This is a genomic window from Kitasatospora sp. NPDC059577 (genome assembly GCF_042735475.1).
GTDB lineage: Bacteria > Actinomycetota > Actinomycetes > Streptomycetales > Streptomycetaceae > Kitasatospora.
Genome location: NZ_JBHWBZ010000026.1, coordinates 58,661 through 76,053 on the forward strand (window position 1 = coordinate 58,661; position 17,393 = coordinate 76,053).

Sequence of the window (17,393 nt, forward strand, 5' to 3'; positions counted from 1 at the left end):
TATGTTGCGGCGGAGTTTTTTTTTTTTACACTCCCCCCCGCCCCGCCGCCCCCCCCCCCCCCCCCCGCCCGGGGGGGGCGGGTTTCACCCCCCCCCCCCCGCCCCCCCCCGGCCGTTTTCTGCCTACCGTGCAGCATGCCCACCGACTCCCTGCCCCGCAGCCTCGCCCGGACCCGGCGGTTCACCCTCGGCGCCCCCACCCGGCCGCGACCGAGCACCGACGGCACCACCGTCCTGTTCCTGCGCAGCCGCGGCGGCACCGATCCACTGGACTGCCTCTGGGCCCTGGACACCGCCACCGGCGCGGAACGGGTGGTCGCCGACCCGGCCGCCCTCGGCGCCGACAGCGGCATCACCGCGTACGACACCGACGCCACCGGTCGGCTCGCCGCCTTCACCCTGGGCGGTGCCCTGTGGATCGCCGGCACCACGGCCGACACCACGGCCGACACCACGGCCCCCGCCGACGGCCCCGCCGAGGCCGCCGTCCGCGCCGTCCCGACCGCCGCCCCCGGCCCGCCACAGGACCCCCGTCCGGACCCGACCGGCCGCCGGATCGCCTACGTCACGGCCGGCGCCCTGCGGGTGGTCTCCGTCGACGGCACCGACGACCGGGCACTCGCCGAACCCGAGGCCGAGGACGTCTCCTACGGCCTCGCCGAGTACGTCGCCGCCGAGGAGATGTACCGCACCCGCGGCCACTGGTGGTCCCCCGACGGCACCGCGCTGCTCGTCGCCCGGGTCGACGAACGCCCGGTCACCCGGGTCTTCGTGGCCGACCCCTCCGACCCGCACCGCCCGCCGCGCGCCCTGCGCTACCCACTGGCCGGCACCGCCAACGCCGACGTCTCGCTGTGGCTGCTCGGCCTCGACGGCAGCCGCACCGAGGTCCGCTGGGACCGCACCGCCTTCGAGTACCTCACCGCCGCCGGCTGGGACGCCCACGGCCCGTACGCCGCCGTGCAGAGCCGAGACCAGCGCACCGTCCGCACCCTGGCGGTCGGACCGGACGGCACCACCCGGGTGCTCGCCGAGCAGCGCGACGAGCACTGGGTCGAACTCCTCCCCGGCCTGCCGGCCCGCACCGCCGCCGGCGCGCTGGTCGGCTCCGCCGACCTGGCCGACACCCGGCACCTGACCGTCGACGGCGAGCCGGTCACCCCGGCCGGGCTGCAGCTGCGCGAGGTGCTCGGCACCGACGGCGAGCAGGTGCTGTTCACCGCCTCCGACGAGCCCACCGAGACCCACCTCTGGACGTACCGGCCGGACACCGGCCTCCGTCGGCTGAGCAGCGGCCCCGGTCTGCACACCGGCGTACGGAACGGCGGCACGCTGGTACTCACCACCCGGGCCGACGGCCACCCCGCCGGTCGCAGCACCGTCCTGCGCGAGGGCCGTCCGGAGCTCCCGCTCGTCTCGCACGCCCGGCCGCCCGCGTCCGCCGCCCGGCCCGAACTGCTCCGGCTCGGCCCGCGCGAACTGCGCGCCTCGCTCTTCCTGCCCACCGGCCACCGCCCCGGCGCCGGCCCGCTGCCCGTCCTGCTCGACCCGTACGGCGGGCCCGCGATGCAGAAGGCCACCTCCGGCGGCCTCTGGTGGGACCTGGTCTCGCAGTGGTTCGCCGACCAGGGCTTCGCGGTCCTCGTCGTGGACGGCCGCGGCACCCCCGGGCGCGGGCCGCGCTGGGAGAAGGCGGTGTACGGCGACAAGGCCGGCCCGGTGCTGGAGGACCAGATCGAGGGCCTGCGGGAGACCGACCGGCTACGGCCCGGGCTGCTCGACACCGGCCGGGTCGGCATCCGCGGCTGGTCCTTCGGGGGGTACCTCGCCGCCTACGCCGTCCTGCACCGCCCGGACGTCTTCCACGCGGCCTCGGCCGGGGCCGCCCCCACCGACTGGCGCACCTACGACACCCACTGGCAGGAACGCTTCCTCGGCCACCCCGACGAGCACCCCGCGCACTACGACGAGGGTTCGCTGATCACCGCGGCGCCCGGCCTGCGCCGGCCGCTGCTGCTGGTCCAGGGCCTCGCCGACGACAACGTCTTCCCCGCGCACGCCCTGCGGCTCTCCCGGGCCCTGCTCGCCGCGGGCCGCCCGCACGAGGTCCTCCCGCTCGCCGCCACCGGGCACCGGCCGGGCGACGAGTCGGTGGTGGAGAACCTGCTGGGCCACGAACTGGACTTCCTGCGGCGCTCCCTGGGCCCCGCGCCGCGGACGCCGGCGTAGCGGGAAGCACCTGCCCGGCCGGACGCGAAGACATGGCGGGAGGCTCCCGCAGACCGTCGGTCAGACCTCGCGGACACCCGCGCGCCAGACCGCGGCCGTCAGCGGCACGCCCGGCCGGTAGGCCAGGTGGACGTGCGAGGGCGCGTCGAGCAGCAGCAGGTCGGCCCGGGCGCCGGGGGCGACCACGCCGACGTCGGTGCGGCGCAGCGCGCGGGCGCCGCCCGCGGTGGCCGCCCAGACCGCCTCGTCCGGCGTCATCCCCATCTCCCGCACCGCGACCGCGATGCAGAATGCCATCGAACTCGTGAAGCTGGAACCCGGGTTGCAGTCGGTGGACAGCGCCACCACGGCCCCCGCGTCCAGCAGCCGACGCCCGCTCGGGTACTCGGCCCGGGTGGAGAACTCCGCCCCCGGCAGCAGGGTCGCGACCGTCCCCGAGCCGGCCAGCGCCGCCACGTCCTCGTCCGTGAGGTGGGTGCAGTGGTCCGCCGAGGCGGCCCCCAGCTCGACGGCGAGCTGCACGCCGGGACCGTACGTGAGCTGGTTGGCGTGCACCCGCGGGGTGAGCCCGCGCTCGATGCCGGCGGTCAGGACCGCCCGTGCCTGGTCGCCGTCGAAGGCGCCCTTCTCGCAGAAGACGTCCACCCACCGGGCGTGCGGGGCGCAGGCGTCCAGCATCTCGCCGGTGACCAGGTCGACGTACCCGGCCGGGTCCTCGGCGTACTCGGGGGCGACCACGTGCGCGCCCAGGTAGGTGGTCTCCGGGGTGTGCCGGGAGGCGATCCGCAGGGCCCGGGCCTCGTCCTCCACCGTCAGCCCGTAGCCGGACTTGCACTCGATGGTGGTGGTGCCCTGGCGCAGCGCCTCCCGGACGAACCGGTCCAGGTTGGCGTCCAGTTCGGCGTCGGTCGCGGCCCGGGTGGCCGCCACCGTGGTGCGGATCCCGCCCGCCGTGTACGCCTGCCCGGACATCCGGGCGTTGAACTCGGCGGTGCGGTCCCCCGCGAACACCAGGTGGGCGTGCGAGTCGACGAAGCCGGGCAGCAGGGCCCGGCCCGCGGCGTCGACGCGCTCGTCCGCGGCCGGGGCCCGGTCCGCCGGGCCGACCCACGCGACGGTGGCGCCGTCCAGCACCACGGCCGCGTCGGTCAGCAGGCCGAGCGGCCCGGTGCCCCGCCCGGGGTCGTTGGTGACCAGGCTGCCGATGCCCGTGATCAAGGTGCTCAAGACAAGGCCTTCCGATGGGGGTTGGACGGGGGTTCCCGCGGCGGGCGGGGGTCCCGCCGCGGGGGTCGGCGGGGTCAGCAGTCCAGCGCGCCGATGGCGGACCGCAGCGCGCCCGGGACGTCGGCCACCAGCTGGTGCGCACCGTCCCGGACGACGTGCCGGCCGCCGACCACGACGTGCCGCACGTCCGCCGCCGAGGCCGCGAAGACCGCGATCTCGGCGCCGAGCCGGGGCGGCGGGCCCGCGGTGCGGACCGAGTCCAGCGCGATCACCGTGAAGTCGGCGAGCGCCCCGGCCTCGATCCGCCCGGCCTCCGGCCAGCCGAGCGAGGCGTGCCCGTCCTCGGTGCCGGCCCGCAGCAGGGCGCCCGCCGTCCAGTGGCCGCGGGTGCGGGTGCGCAGCCGCTCGTCCAGCTCCAGGGCGCGGGCCTCCTCGAACGGGTCGATGACCGCGTGGCTGTCGCTGCCCAGGGTGATCGGGCAGCCCGCCGAGGCGAGCCGGCGGGCCGGGCCGATGCCGTCCGCGAGGTCCCGCTCGGTGGTGGGGCACATGCAGACGGTCGTGGAGGAGTCGGTGAGGAGCTTGACGTCCTCGTCGGTGAGGTGGGTGGCGTGCACGGCCGAGGTGAGCGGGCCGAGCGCGCCGTGCTCGGCGAGCAGCCGGGTCGGGGTGACGCCGTGTGCGGCGAGGCAGGCGTCGTTCTCGGCGGTCTGCTCCGAGAGGTGGACGTGCAGCGGCGCCCCGCGCGTCCGCGACCACTGCGCGACGGTGCCCAGCTGCTCGGCCGGGACGGCCCGGACGGAGTGGATGGCGGCGCCGATCCGGGCGTGCTCGCGCGGCTTGAGCGCGTCCGCCCGCTCGGCCCAGGCCTGCGCGTCGCCGTCGCTGAACCGCTGTTGCGGCCTGGTCGGCTCGGCGCCGAAGCCGGCGGACAGGTAGCAGGTGTCCAGCAGGGTGATCCGGATGCCGGCCCGGGCGGCGGCCTCGATCAGCGCCTCGCCCATCGCGTTCGGGTCGGTGTAGCGGGCGCCGCCGGGCGCGTGGTGCAGGTAGTGGAACTCGCCGACGGCGGTGATCCCGGCCAGCGCCATCTCGGCGTAGACGGCGGTGGCGAGCTCCAGGTAGCTGTCCGGGTCGAGCACGCCGGCGAACCGGTACATGGTGTCGCGCCAGGTCCAGAAGGTGCCGGAGCCGACCTGCACGTGCCCGCGCAGCGCCCGGTGGAAGGCGTGCGAGTGGGCGTTCGCCTGGCCGGGCAGCAGCAGCCCTTCGAGGCGGACGGCGCCGGACGGGCAGGGCCCGCTGTCCGGCGTCACCGCGGTGATCAGGCCGCCGGGGCCGGTGGCGATCAGCACGTCCCGCTCGACCACCGGCCCGTTGGGGTGCGGCAGCCAGGCGTAGGGCGCCCAGTAGCTCACTGCGGTCACTGACACGCCAGGTCCTCCAGTACGTCGGCGAGGGCGGTGACCCCGGCCAGGCAGTCGGCCACCTCGGCGTGTTCGGCCGGGGAGTGCGAGACGCCGCTGGGGTTGCGCACGAACAGCATGGCGGTCGGGATCGCGGAGGCCAGGATCCCGGCGTCGTGTCCCGCGCCGGTGGGCAGCACCGGGGCGTCCAGGAGCTTGGCGAGCCGGTCGCGCAGCGGACCGTCGAACTCCACCACCGGGGTGTAGGACTCGCGGGTCAGCTCGACCCGGACGCCGTCGCGCTCGCCGCGCTCGGCGGCGGCCCGCTCGATCTCGGCGACCAGTTCGGTGAGCGTGCGCTCGTCGGCCGCCCGGGAGTCGAGCCAGCCGCGGACCAGCGAGGCGATCGCGTTGGTGCCGTTGGGCTCGACCGCGACCTTGCCGAAGGTGGCGAGCGCGCCCGCGTGCTTCGCCTTCTTGCGGGCGGCGAGCACGGTGTTGGCGTAGGTCAGCATCGGGTCGCGGCGGTCCTCGATCCGGGTGGTGCCGGCGTGGTTGGCCTCCCCGTGGAAGTCGAACCGCCAGCGGCCGTGCGGCCAGATCGCGCCGGCCACGCCGACCGGCTGCCCCTCGGCGAGGTAGCGGCCCTGCTCGACGTGGAGTTCGACGAAGGCGCCGACCCGGGCCAGCCGGTCGTCGTCCGCGCCGATGGCGGTCGGGTCGTAGCCGGCCTTCTCCATCGCGTCGGGCAGCCGGACGCCGGTGGCGTCGCGCAGGTCGTACGCGGCCTCGCGGGAGAGCACCCCGGCGGTCAGCCGGGAGCCGATGCAGGCCACGCCGAACCGGGCGCCCTCCTCGTCGCCGAAGTTGACGATCGCCAGCGGCCGGGTGAACTCGGTTCCCCGGGCGCGGAGTTCGTCCAGCGCGGCGAAGGAGGAGACCACCCCGAGCGGGCCGTCGAAGGCGCCGCCGTCCGGGACGGAGTCCAGGTGCGAGCCGGTGACGACGGCCCCGCCGGCCTGCGGGTCGCCCAGCCAGGCCCACTGGTTGCCGTTGCGGTCCAGCTCGTAGGTCAGGCCGCGGCTGCGGGCCTGCTGCTCGAACCAGGCGCGGCACTCCGCGTCTGCGGAGTTCCAGGCGAAGCGGCGGTAGCCGCCGGAGGCGGCGGAGCGGCCCACGGGGAGCAGCTCCGCCCACATCTCTTCGAACGAAGGTGCTGTCACAGCTCACCCATCGGGACGCGCACCCCGCGCTCGGCGGCGACCTCGTCGGCGCGGTCGTAGCCGGCGTCCACGTGCCGGATGACGCCCATGCCCGGGTCGTTGGTGAGCACCCGGCGGATCTTCTCCCCGGCCAGCGCGGTGCCGTCGGCGACGGTGACCTGGCCGGCGTGGATGGAGCGGCCGATGCCGACGCCGCCGCCGTGGTGGATGGAGACCCAGGAGGCGCCGGAGGCGACGTTGACCATGGCGTTGAGCAGCGGCCAGTCGGCGATCGCGTCGGAGCCGTCCAGCATCGCCTCGGTCTCCCGGTACGGGGAGGCGACCGAGCCGCAGTCGAGGTGGTCGCGGCCGATGACGAGCGGCGCGGACAGCTCGCCGGAGGCGACCATGTCGTTGAAGCGCTCGCCGGCCTTGTCGCGCTCGCCGTAGCCGAGCCAGCAGATGCGCGCGGGCAGGCCCTGGAAGTGCACCTTCTCCTGGGCCATCTTGATCCAGCGGTGCAGCGACTCGTTCTCCGGGAAGAGGTCGAGCACGGCCTTGTCGGTCTTGTGGATGTCCTGCGGGTCGCCGGACAGGGCCGCCCAGCGGAACGGGCCCTTGCCCTCGCAGAACAGCGGGCGGATGTAGGCGGGGACGAAGCCGGGGAAGGCGAAGGCGCGGTCGTAGCCGGCCAGCTGGGCCTCACCGCGGATCGAGTTGCCGTAGTCGAAGACCTCGGCGCCGCGGTCCAGGAAGCCGACCATGGCCTCGACGTGCTTGGCCATCGACTCGCGCGAGCGGGTGGTGAACTCGGCGGGCTTCTCGGCCGCGTAGGTGGCCATGTCGTCGAAGGAGACGCCGATCGGCAGGTAGCTCAGCGGGTCGTGGGCGCTGGTCTGGTCGGTGACGATGTCGATCGGCGCGTCCATCGCGAGCAGCTGCGGGAAGAGCTCGGCGGCGTTGCCCAGCAGGCCGATGGACAGCGGCTGCTTCTTGTCGCGGGCGGCGGTGGCCAGCTCCAGCGCGTGGCTGAGGTCCTTGGCCTCGACGTCCAGGTAGCGGTGCTCGATCCGGCGGGAGATCCGGGACGGGTCGCAGTCGATGCAGATCGCCACGCCGCCGTTCATGGTGACGGCCAGCGGCTGGGCGCCGCCCATCCCGCCGAGGCCCGCGGTGAGGGTGATGGTGCCCTCCAGCGTGCCGTTGTAGCGCTTGTTGGCGACGGCGGCGAAGGTCTCGTAGGTGCCCTGGAGGATGCCCTGGGTGCCGATGTAGATCCAGGAGCCGGCGGTCATCTGGCCGTACATGGTGAGCCCGAGGCTCTCCAGCCGGCGGAACTCCTCCCAGTTGGCCCAGTCGCCGACCAGGTTGGAGTTGGCGATGAGCACGCGCGGCGCCCACTCGTGGGTCTGCATCACGCCGACCGGGCGGCCGGACTGGACCAGCATGGTCTCGTCCTGCTTCAGGCCCTGCAGCGTCTTCACCATGGCGTCGAAGGAGCGCCAGTCCCGCGCGGCCTTGCCGGTGCCGCCGTACACGACCAGCTTCGACGGGTGCTCGGCCACCTCGGGGTCGAGGTTGTTCATCAGCATCCGCAGGGCGGCCTCCTGCTGCCACCCCTGCGTCGTGAGCGCCGTTCCGCGCGCCGCGCGAACCTCGCGCGGACCGCTCGCCTGCTGCACCATAGTCCCGGCCTCCCTGCGGATGGATTCATTCAAGCCTTGCTCGACTGAATATAACTAAACAACGGGCTTTCGACCAGACCCCGAAACCGATCGGTCCCATCCGATCAACCGTGCCGCCGACCGGCTCCGGGCGCTAGCCTGAACCCGGCGAACACCAGCCACTCGGCCCAGTACCAGGGAGCGGAGGGCACCATGCCGGCCATCACCGTGCGGCCCGGCAGACTCCGGGACGCGGCGGAGCAGATCGAGCAGAGCACGGGGCTTCGCGTCCAGATCATCGGAGGAGCCCTGGTGATGTCCCCGCCGCCTCGCGGCAAGCACGCGGGAACCGTGCGACGGCTGCGCATCCAGCTGGATCCGAAGCTGCCGGCCGACCTCGGCTCCTACGAGGTGTCGTCCATCGGCATGCCGGGCAACGACGAGGACTACGTCACCCCCGACCTGATCGTCCTCCCGGTGGACTGGGATCAGGACGACGAGTGGTTGTCCGACCCGCACGAGGTCGCCCTGGCCGTCGAGGTGATCTCCAACTCGGAAGGCGTGAGGAGCGTCGCCACGAAGACCGACTGGTACGCCGTCGCCGGCGTGGCCCTCCTCCTCGCCATGGACCCGCGCAAGGGCACCTGGACGCTCTACACCCACCCCCGCGACGGCGCCTACCAGGGCGTGCTGCACGGCAAGTACGGCGAGCACGTCCCGCTGCCCTCGCCGCTGCCCTCCGAGTTGGACACCTCCGAGCTTCCGCTGTACGCGCCCCGGAGCTGAGTCAGGCCGCCGCGCCGCCGTCCCAGTCGATGCCGATCTCGGCGAGCCAGCGGCGGTCGTCCGCGTCCGGCGTCGGCGGGGACGGCGGCCGGGGGACGTCCTGGACGGGACCGAGGCCGTACTTCTCGGCGGCCGCGGCGGCGCGGGCGTCGGGTTCGATGACGCCGACGTGGACGGCGGACTCGTCGCCCGGGTCGAGGACGGTCAGTTCGGGATCGGGCAGCCGCCGCAGGGTGACGCGGCGTCCGCAGGCGGGGCAGGACCATTCGTCGGCACCCGAGGACAGCCGGGCGACGAACTTCATCTCGTGGATCACGCGCATGGGCGGCACCCCCTGCAGTAGGGGATGCCCGGGTTCGTGACGACTATTCCCGGCCACGCCCGGTCCGGGCCGCACCGGTTCCGGCCCGCCGCTACTCCAGGAACAGGCCGCGCGCCGTCGCCGACTGCTCGATCGCCTCCAACCGGGCCTCGGCGCCCGGGATTTCGTCGCACATCGCCTGCAGCAGCACCCGGCCGAGCATCATCGGCGCGCACGCGGTGTCGAAGACCAGGCCGGTGCCGACGGCGGCCGGCAGCATCAGGTCGGACAGCTTGGCGACCGGCGCGAAGGCGCTGTCGGCGACGGTCAGCACCGTCAGCCCGCACTCGCGGGCCACCGCCAGAGCGTCCATCAGCTCCCGCGGGTAGCGCGGCAGCGCGAAGCAGAGCAGCGCGCTGGCCCCGGCCGCGGTGGCCTGTTCCAGACGGTCGGCGAGCATGCTGCCGCCCTCGTCCAGCAGCCGGATGTCCGGGTGCACCTTGGCGGCGAAGTAGGCGAAGCCACGGGCCTGCGCCGAGGCGGCCCGCAGGCCGAGCACCGGCAGCGGGCGGGAGGCGGCGAGCAGCCGGGCGGCCCGGATGATCGGTTCCGGGTCGGCGAGGAGCTCGGCGAGGTGGCGCAGGTGGGCGATCTCCGCGAGCACGGCCTGCTGGTGCTCGTTGCGCACCGCGTCGTCCGGGGTCTCCGGCGCGGCGGGCTCTCCCCCGCCGAGCTCGCGCAGCTGCCTGCGCAGCGCCGGGTAGCCGTCGTACCCGAGCGCGACCGCGAACCGGGTGACGGACGGCTGGCTGACGCCCGCGAGTTCGGCGACCTCGACGCTGGACAGGAACGGGGCCTCGGTGGCGTGCCGCACCAGCGAGTGCGCGATCCGGCGCTGGGTCGGAGTCAGCCGGTGACCCTCGAACAGCTGGAGCAGCCGGGCGGAGGGGCCGACGCTGCCGGTCTCGTCGAGGGCGGTCATCAGCGGTACCTCCGGGTGCGAGCGGTTCGGACGACGACTGTGCAGCAGCGGGCCCCGCCTGGCAAAGACGTCTCGTACGGCGGAACGCTCCGTGAGACGTCCCGAGGATCGGACGGAAAAGATCGGTATGCGGACAGTCGGAGAAGGGGCGGAGTGCGGCCGAATTACGGCCGGAGGAGAGTCGCGCCCCGGTCCGCGGACGGCCGGGGCGCGCTCGCGGGGCGCCCGGCGGGTGACGGCCCGTCGGCCGCCCCGCACGGCTCGGGGTAACCCTGATTTGTCCCTGAGCCCGCCCGGATTCCCCCCGCGAACGGATGGACCGGGCGCCCCGTCGGCGCCACGCTGTACTCCATGGACACTCGCCAGGACGATCTGCGGCGCGACCTCGACGCCACCCTGCAGGCCCGCAAGGAGCTCGGCAAGGAGTACGAGGACGAGCTCGTCGACTCCTTCATGAAGCGTCTCGACGCCCGCCTGGACGCGCGGGTCGAGCGCTCCGTGGCCCAGCAGATGGACGACCAGGAGCCGCGCGGGTACCACGACCGCCACCAGCGGTCCCGCCGCCTGGGCTGGGGCAAGCGCTCCGGCAACGGGCTCGCGGTGGTGTCGATGGCCTTCGGCATCCCGCTGACCGCGATCGCCACCAACCCGGCGAACGGCGGCTTCGGCGGCCTGCTGGTCTGCTGGGCGGGCATCGTCGGGGTCAACTTCGCCGCCGCGTTCGGCGAGCGCCGCAACCGCGCGGACCGCCGGCCGCGGGGCGACTGGGACTGAGCCCCGGCCACCCCGCGCCCGGGACGGGTCAGGCCAGCGGGCCGGTGACCTGCTCGACCGCGCGCACCAGCTCGCCGGAGGCGACCAGCGCCGCGGCCGCCTCCAGGTCCGGCGAGAGGAAGCGGTCGCGGCCGGCGCCGCCGACCCCCGCCTCCCGGGCGACGGCCAGCGCGGCCGCGCTGGCCGGGGCGATCCGGCCGGCCGAGTCGGCCTGCTGACGGATCTCCAGCGCGCGGGCGGCGGCGGTGAGCTCGACGGCGAGGATCCGGCCGAGGTTCTCGACGGCCTGGCGCAGCTTGCGCGCGGCCGACCAGCCCATCGACACGTGGTCCTCCTGCATCGCGGAGGACGGGATCGAGTCGACCGAGGCCGGGACGGCGAGCCGCTTGTTCTCGCTGACCAGCGCCGCCTGGGTGTACTGGGCGATCATCAGGCCGGAGTCCACGCCCGGGTCGTCCGCGAGGAAGGCCGGCAGGCCGTGCGAGCGGGCCTTGTCGAGCAGCCGGTCGGTGCGGCGCTCGGAGATCGAGCCCAGGTCGGCGGCGGCGATGGCGAGGAAGTCCAGCACGTACGCGACCGGGGCGCCGTGGAAGTTGCCGTTGGACTCGACGCGGCCGTCCGGCAGCACCACCGGGTTGTCCACCGAGGCGGCCAGCTCGCGGGAGGCGACCAGCTGGGCGTGGGCCAGGGTGTCCCGGCCGGCGCCGGCCACCTGCGGGGCGCAGCGGATCGAGTAGGCGTCCTGGACTCGCGGCGCGTCGTCCTGGTGGTGGCCGGTGAGGCCGGAGTCCTTGAGGACGGCCAGCATGTTGGCGGCGCTCAGCGCCTGGCCCGGGTGCGGGCGGATCGGGGCGTGCAGCTCGGGGGCGAGCACCTTGTCGGTGCCGAGCAGCGCCTCCAGGGTCATCGCGGCGGTGATGTCGGCGGTGGTGAACAGGCGCTGCAGGTCGGCGATGGCCATCACCAGCATGCCGAGCATGCCGTCGGTGCCGTTGATGAGGGCCAGGCCCTCCTTCTCCAGCAGCTCGACCGGCTCGATCCCGGCGGCGGCGAGCAGCTCGGCGGCGGGCTTCTCCACGCCGTCCGGGCCGGTGGCGGTGCCCTCGCCCATCAGGACCAGCGCGCAGTGCGACAGCGGCGCGAGGTCGCCGGAGCAGCCGAGCGAGCCGAACTCGCGGACCACCGGGGTGATGCCCGCGTTGAGCAGGGCGGCCATGGTCTGCGCGACCAGCGGGCGCACGCCGGTGCGGCCGGAGGCCAGCGTCTTCATCCGCAGGAAGACCAGCGCGCGGACCACCTCGCGCTCGACGGCCGGCCCCATGCCGGCGGCGTGCGAGCGCACCAGCGACCGCTGCAGCTGCGCGCGCAGCTCGGGGCTGATGTGCCGGACGGCGAGCGCGCCGAAGCCGGTCGACACGCCGTAGACGGGACGCGGCTCGGCCGCGAGGGCGTCGATCCGCGCACGGGCGGCCGCCATCTCGGCCTGCGCGTCGGGACCGATCTCGACCCGGGCGTTGCCCCGGGCGACGGCCAGAACGTCCTCGGCACTGACGTCGGCCTTGCCGACCAGGACCAGCGGAGCGTCGGGGGCCACAGCACTGTGCATATCCATATACACCATCACATCAGGTGAATGGAGATATGACAACAGGTGTTCGTCATCCGGATTCTCCGCCGTCCGGATCCGGGCCGCACGCCGTGACCCCCGCCCGCCCCGCCTCGGCCGGACGGGGCCCGGGCAGGCCCGGGCCGGGCTCAGGCCTACAGCTCCGCCTCGATCAGGTCCACCGCCCGGGCGGCGCCCCCCTCGGCCCGGCCGGCGGCGGACAGCTCCCGCAGCCGCTCCGCCACCGCCGGGTCGCCGACCAGCTCCAGCAGGCCGTGCGCAGCGCCTGCGGGGTCGCCACGCCGGTGTCCAGACGGCGGGCGACGCCGAGACCGACCAGGGCGTCGGCGTTGGCGAACCGGTCGGTGGCCTGCGGCACCGCGATCATCGGCACCGCGTGGAACAGGCCCTCGCTGGAGCCGCCCATGCCCGCGTGGGTGACGAACGCGTCCGCCTGGGCGAGCACCGACAGCTGCGGCACCCAGCGGTGCACCTCGACGGTGTCCGGCACTTCGCCGAGTTCGGCCGGGTCGGTGTGCGCGCCGATCTGCAGCACCGTGTGCCAGCCCGGCAGGTCGCCGAAGGCCTGGACGCAGGCCCGGTAGAACGCCGGCTGGTGGGTGAACGCCGAACCCGGCGACACCAGCAGCACCTTCTCCGCACCGGCCGGCCGCTCCCACCGCCCCTGGTGGGCCCGGTCGCCGAAGCAGGGCCCGACGAAGTCGATCCGCTGCTCGTCGACCCGGTCGGCGTTGGGCTGCAGGGCGCGCGGGACCAGCGCGATCGCCCGCTCCGGGCGGTTCTTGAAGGCGTCGACGTCGCGCTGGACCGTGCCGGCCCCGGCCAGCCAGTCGGCGAAGCGGCGGTAGTACTCGGCGCCGCCCGGTCCGGACCGGACCGCCTCGAACATCTCGGCCAGGTCCTGCTCGAAGCCCTCCCAGCCGACGAAGGTGGGCGACAGCTGCACGACCGGCACTCCCAGCCGCTCACCGAGGGCCCGGCCCGCGAAGCCGGCGATGTCGCAGAGCACCAGGTCGGGCCGGTCGTCGGCGAGATCCTCAACGACCCCGCGCTGCACGCCGAGTACCGCACCCGTCTGCTGGACCCGTTGCTGGAGATCACCCGCGACCGCCTGCGCGGCGCCCGCGAGGCCGGCCGGATCGCCCCCGACGCCGACCTCGGCCTGGCCGTCGAACTCCTCTACGGCCCGCTCTACTACCGCTGGCAGTACCGGCTCGGCCCGCTCACCCACGACCACGCGGACCGCCTGGTCGACGCCGTGCTGCGGGCCCTCAACCCGCCTGGGACCGCGAACGCCTGACCCAGAGCACGATCAGGACGGTGGCCAGCAGGCCGACCAGCAGGAGCGTGGCCAGCCAGCCGAGAAGGCCGTGGAAGAACCCGTGGAAGAAGCCGTGCTTCGCCTTCTTCTTCAGCTTCGACTTGGACGCCGACGTGGACGCCGACTTCGACTTGGATCCGGCGACCTGGCTGATCCGGTGCACCCGCGCGCCGTCCCGCACCTGCGGCGCCCGGTCCGGTGCCGTCCGCACCACCGGCGCCGCCGACGCCGGGGCGGCCACCGCCACCCCGCCGCCGAACACCAGTACCCCGGCCACCGCCGCACCCGTCAACCGTCTGCCCACGACCCCGCCCCCGTTCCCGTTACCGCTCGACCGGCCATCCACCATGCCACCGCCCCACCCGCCGGGGGCACCCCCCGGCCGCCGACCGCGACCCACCCGCGACATCCCGGTCACCGAATCGGCACACGGCCCGGCCGGGCCGCCCGGACAGCGTCCGGCGGCCCGCCCCTCGCCCCTCCGGGCCGGCCCCGAACGAGCCGCCCCCGAGTGAGTGCGGCAAGAGCATGGCAGACGAACACGGCGGCCGCGCACGCCGGGTGGGCCCCGCGGACGCCCCGGAGCGGTCCCTCAGACCACCGGCGGGGAGGCCGCGCCCGCGAGGGCGACGGCGACCAGGGCACGCATGGCGGAGGCGGCCTGGCCGAGCGGCAGGGTGGCGTCGTCGGCGAAGAGTTCGACGAGCCAGCCGCCGGCCGGGTTCTGGCCCCCGGCGGCGACCATGCCGCGGTAGCCGGAGACGACGAGCATGGCCTCCTCCGCCGGGTCGTTGCCGGCTGCGCCGGCCCGCAGGGCGAAGGCGCCGCCGCGGGCGGCACGGCGGGTCATCGGGTAGTGGCGCAGGTCGAAGACCGCGTCGGGGGCCTCGATCTGGGCGCGCTGGGTCTCGGCGCGGGTGCTGCTGGGGCCGCTGGTCATCCGGTAGACGGCGTGCTGGGCGGTGCGCATGAGGTGGGAGCCGGGCGGGACGTAGGAGACCCACCAGCCGACGGCGTCGAGCAGCCGGGCCGAGGTCTCGGCGACGACGACGAGCTTGGCGAGGGTGTCGGCTGGGTGGACGGCCCGGGCAGTGGCGGCCTGGTCGAGGGCGGTGAGGACGGCGGTGAGCAGCTGGCCCGGGTCGGCACTGTGGGCGGCGCCGCGGAAGCGCCGCCGGTCGCCCGAACCGGCCCGTCCGTTCGGCCCGCGCCGCCCGTCGGCCCGGTGGTGCGGGTCGGCGGCGTCGGCGAGCAGCACGGTCGGGTCGGGCGAGAAGCCGGGGCCGTGGCTGCGCCCGGCGACCACGGGGTGGGCGGCGCGGGCCGCCTTGGCCCGGTACTGGGCGGCGTCGGCGAGCCGGAAGAGCCGGTCGGGGGTGGTGACGGGCCCGATCGAGTCCCCGGTGGAGGCGACGCCGCAGGCGACGCCCTCGCCCTCGGACAGGGCGAGCGCCCGGGCGCACAGCTCCTCGGCGGCGGCGACCACCTCGTCGGCCTTGTGGCCCTCCACGAGCAGGCAGAACTCGTCGCCGCCGAGCCGGGCGGCGAGGCTGCCGGGGAGCTTGGCGGCGGCCAGCGACAGCTGGTGGGCGAACCGTTCCAGCAGCCGGTCGCCCATCTCGTGGCCGAGCTGGTCGTTGACCCGTTTCAGTCCGTTGACGTCGCAGACGACCAGCGAGACGACGGTGTTGTCCCGGTTGTGGGTTTCGAGCGCGCTGTCCAGCCGGGCATCGACGGCGCGCCGGTTGGCGAGGCCGGTGAGCGGGTCGGAGAAGGCGAGTTTGCGCAGGTCGGCGAGGCGTTCGGTCTGGGCGAGTCCGGCCGAGACCTGGGCGGCGAGCAGGGTGGCGTAGTCGGCGTCGGCCTCGGTGAACTCGGGCACCCCGACGGACCGGGCGAGGTACAGCTCGCCCCAGGCCTGCCCGTGCAGCACGATCGGCGCGACCACGCAGCAGGCCCGCCCGCGCCGGCGCAGCGCCGCGGCGCGCTCCCGGCAGTACGCGCCGGCGGTCGGGTGCACGTGGCCGGCGTGCGGTTCGCTGTTCTCGGCGCTCTGCAGCCAGGCACGCGGCAGGCGCCCGGTGGTCCAGCGTTCCTCCAGGTACGTGACGATCTCGGGGAAGTCGGCGACGGGGTAGGACTCGTCCTCGGGCAGTTCCTCCTCGCCGGGGGCGAGGTCGCCGTGGTTGACCAGGACCCGCAGGCGGCCGGATTCGCGGTCCCAGACCGAGACGGCGGCCATGGTGGCGCCGAGGGCCTCGGTGGCCCGGCCGGCGGCGGCCCGGACGGCCTCCAGCGGGGTGAGCGCGCCGGCCATGTCCTGGGCGAGCTCGACCACGGACTGCAGTCGCAGGTCGGGCAGCGGGTCGCGGTGCGGCGAGCCGCCACAGTCGCAGCCGCGGTCCGTCATGATCGCCTCACTGCTCACCGGCTCGCCTCGCTCCCGTGCTCGGTCCTGCCGGACCCCCGTCGCCCGGTCGCACCCAACCGGCCGCTTGCACCAAGACTATGGCGATTTCGGTTGGTTATGCCCCGTTTGCCCGGATGGACCACCCTCGGGCCGTACGGGTTTCAACCGTTCGACACGGGGAACCCCGCTGCCGGAGCGTGCCCGCCGAACCGCCCGAAGCCGAACTCCTGCGGCCGAACCGCCCGCGGCCGCCACGGTGCTACTCGGCCTTCAGCCGCCGGGTGAGCAGCCACGGCTCGACCAGCCCGAGCCCCCGCACCGGCCGCCGCCACATCGGCTGCAGGTGGAACCGGGCGCCGGCGTCCGGCCCCGGCATCGGCAGCCCGGAGGCGGGCATCCCGGCGGCGGCCGACAGCGCCTCGGCCAGTCCCGGGCCCTCCGAGTCGGCCGGGGCGACACTGCCGTTCTGCTCCAGCGCGGCGGCGAACTCGCCGTCGATCAGCACCGCGTCCTTGGGCGCGATCGAGGTGAGCCGGCTGGCCAGGTTGACGGTGGTGCCGAAGACGTCGCCCATCCGAGAGGTGACCGTGCCGAAGGCCATGCCGACCCGCAGCGGCGGGATCGCGTCGTCCCCGGCGAGCGCCTCGATCAGGCTGAGCGCGATCTCGGCGGCGGTCGCCGGGTCCTCGGAGACGTAGAGGATCTCGTCGCCGAGGGTCTTGATCACCCGTCCGCCCTGCCCGGCGATCAGGTCGGAGCAGGTGTTCTCGAAGGTCTCGACGAGTTCGCCGAGTTCCTCCTCCTCCAGCCGCCGGGACAGCCGGGTGAAGCCGACCAGGTCGGCGAAGCCGACGGCGAGCCGCCCGCTGGTGATCTCGTGGTCCTCGGCGGCCTGCACCACCCGCCCGGTGACGGCGGCCAGCTGGCGGCGCCAGACGTACACCAGGAACTGCTCCAGTTCCGGCAGCAGCAGCTCGACCAGCGGGTACGCGACGTCGGCGCGGGTCAGTCCGGGCTCGACGGACTGGGTGAGGTTCTCCAGGAAGGTGTCCATCTGCCAGCCGGCCAGCCGGGCCGTGGTCTGGCCGGTGGAACGGGCGACCTGGATCGCCATCGACTCGCTCAGCAGCCCGGACTCGACCAGGCCGGCCAGCCGGCGCAGCGCGATCACGTCGCCGTCGGTGAGCGCCCGGGACTGGCCGATGTCGGGGAAGCCCATGGCCCGCCAGAACCGGGTGGCCAGCTCCATCGGGACGTCGGCGGCGCGCGCGGCCTGGTACGGCGTGTAACGGCGCGGCGCGTCCAGGATCAGGCGTTCCAGTTCGAGCGCGACCGTGGGGTCGGCGCTGCCCGCCGTCGTGCCGCTGCTGCCGTCCTCTGCCACCGGTCCGTCCCCGTGCGGTCGCCGCACTCGCCTCGTGTCCTACCTGTCCGGGCGCACCGTCCGCCACCCGGGCGGACAGT

General features: G+C 74.9%; 13 protein-coding genes and 2 pseudogenes. 4 read left to right on the forward strand and 11 right to left on the reverse strand.

Annotated features, from left to right (window positions below):
- Positions 1-135 precede the first annotated feature (135 nt).
- Positions 136-2,229 carry a prolyl oligopeptidase family serine peptidase gene (locus ACFV0O_RS21265; RefSeq protein ID WP_380343946.1) on the forward strand — a complete coding sequence of 698 codons (2,094 nt, stop codon included), beginning with the start codon at positions 136-138 and terminating at the stop codon, positions 2,227-2,229.
- A 60-nt stretch (positions 2,230-2,289) separates the two neighbouring features.
- Here the strand turns inward: ACFV0O_RS21265 and hutI are convergent, their stop codons facing one another.
- From hutI to hutU, 4 genes are all read right to left on the reverse strand, one after another.
- On the reverse strand, positions 2,290-3,456 hold the full coding sequence (hutI, locus tag ACFV0O_RS21270; protein WP_380343949.1) for an imidazolonepropionase: 1,167 nt from the start codon (positions 3,454-3,456) through the stop codon (positions 2,290-2,292).
- Positions 3,457-3,530: 74 nt separating this feature from the next.
- Positions 3,531-4,883: a formimidoylglutamate deiminase gene (locus tag ACFV0O_RS21275; protein WP_380344032.1), complete on the reverse strand. Its 1,353-nt coding sequence runs from the start codon at positions 4,881-4,883 to the stop codon at positions 3,531-3,533.
- Positions 4,880-6,061, reverse strand: a complete 1,182-nt coding sequence (locus ACFV0O_RS21280; protein WP_380344034.1) for an allantoate amidohydrolase — start codon at positions 6,059-6,061, stop codon at positions 4,880-4,882. The genes ACFV0O_RS21275 and ACFV0O_RS21280 overlap by 4 nt, the downstream gene beginning before the upstream one ends.
- Before the next feature lie 20 nt (positions 6,062-6,081).
- Entirely contained in the window at positions 6,082-7,749 is a 1,668-nt protein-coding gene (gene hutU, locus ACFV0O_RS21285) for a urocanate hydratase (RefSeq protein ID WP_380343952.1), read from the reverse strand.
- Between the two features lie 192 nt (positions 7,750-7,941).
- On the opposite strand from hutU, the gene ACFV0O_RS21290 reads away from it, so the two are divergent.
- Positions 7,942-8,514 carry a Uma2 family endonuclease gene (locus ACFV0O_RS21290; protein WP_380343955.1) on the forward strand — a complete coding sequence of 191 codons (573 nt, stop codon included), beginning with the start codon at positions 7,942-7,944 and terminating at the stop codon, positions 8,512-8,514.
- A gap of 1 nt (position 8,515) precedes the next feature.
- Here the strand turns inward: ACFV0O_RS21290 and ACFV0O_RS21295 are convergent, their stop codons facing one another.
- On the reverse strand, positions 8,516-8,836 hold the full coding sequence (locus ACFV0O_RS21295) for a hypothetical protein (RefSeq protein ID WP_360265358.1): 321 nt from the start codon (positions 8,834-8,836) through the stop codon (positions 8,516-8,518).
- Positions 8,837-8,927: 91 nt separating this feature from the next.
- Positions 8,928-9,797: a MurR/RpiR family transcriptional regulator gene (locus ACFV0O_RS21300; protein ID WP_380343958.1), complete on the reverse strand. Its 870-nt coding sequence runs from the start codon at positions 9,795-9,797 to the stop codon at positions 8,928-8,930.
- 351 nt (positions 9,798-10,148) lie between these two features.
- On the opposite strand from ACFV0O_RS21300, the gene ACFV0O_RS21305 reads away from it, so the two are divergent.
- Positions 10,149-10,571: a hypothetical protein gene (locus tag ACFV0O_RS21305; RefSeq protein WP_380343961.1), complete on the forward strand. Its 423-nt coding sequence runs from the start codon at positions 10,149-10,151 to the stop codon at positions 10,569-10,571.
- Positions 10,572-10,599: 28 nt separating this feature from the next.
- On the opposite strand, the gene hutH is transcribed toward ACFV0O_RS21305, so the two are convergent.
- Entirely contained in the window at positions 10,600-12,177 is a 1,578-nt protein-coding gene (gene hutH / locus ACFV0O_RS21310; protein ID WP_360265344.1) for a histidine ammonia-lyase, read from the reverse strand.
- A 155-nt stretch (positions 12,178-12,332) separates the two neighbouring features.
- Positions 12,333-13,222, reverse strand: a pseudogene (locus tag ACFV0O_RS21315) (macrolide family glycosyltransferase); the annotation flags it as partial.
- 27 nt (positions 13,223-13,249) lie between these two features.
- Here ACFV0O_RS21315 and ACFV0O_RS21320 point away from each other — a divergent pair.
- Positions 13,250-13,498 (forward strand): TetR-like C-terminal domain-containing protein, encoded by a 249-nt coding sequence (locus ACFV0O_RS21320; RefSeq protein ID WP_380344037.1) that lies wholly within the window; start codon positions 13,250-13,252, stop codon positions 13,496-13,498.
- Here the strand turns inward: ACFV0O_RS21320 and ACFV0O_RS21325 are convergent.
- The 3 genes and pseudogenes from ACFV0O_RS21325 to ACFV0O_RS21335 all read right to left on the reverse strand — a co-directional run bounded on the left by ACFV0O_RS21325 (position 13,470) and on the right by ACFV0O_RS21335 (position 17,313).
- Positions 13,470-13,823: a hypothetical protein gene (locus ACFV0O_RS21325; protein WP_380343965.1), complete on the reverse strand. Its 354-nt coding sequence runs from the start codon at positions 13,821-13,823 to the stop codon at positions 13,470-13,472. The genes ACFV0O_RS21320 and ACFV0O_RS21325 overlap by 29 nt on opposite strands.
- 879 nt (positions 13,824-14,702) lie before the next feature.
- Positions 14,703-15,836: pseudogene (locus ACFV0O_RS21330) on the reverse strand (diguanylate cyclase domain-containing protein); the annotation flags it as partial.
- 352 nt (positions 15,837-16,188) lie between these two features.
- Positions 16,189-17,313 carry an adenylate/guanylate cyclase domain-containing protein gene (locus ACFV0O_RS21335; RefSeq protein ID WP_380343968.1) on the reverse strand — a complete coding sequence of 375 codons (1,125 nt, stop codon included), beginning with the start codon at positions 17,311-17,313 and terminating at the stop codon, positions 16,189-16,191.
- Between the last annotated feature and the right edge of the window lie 80 nt (positions 17,314-17,393).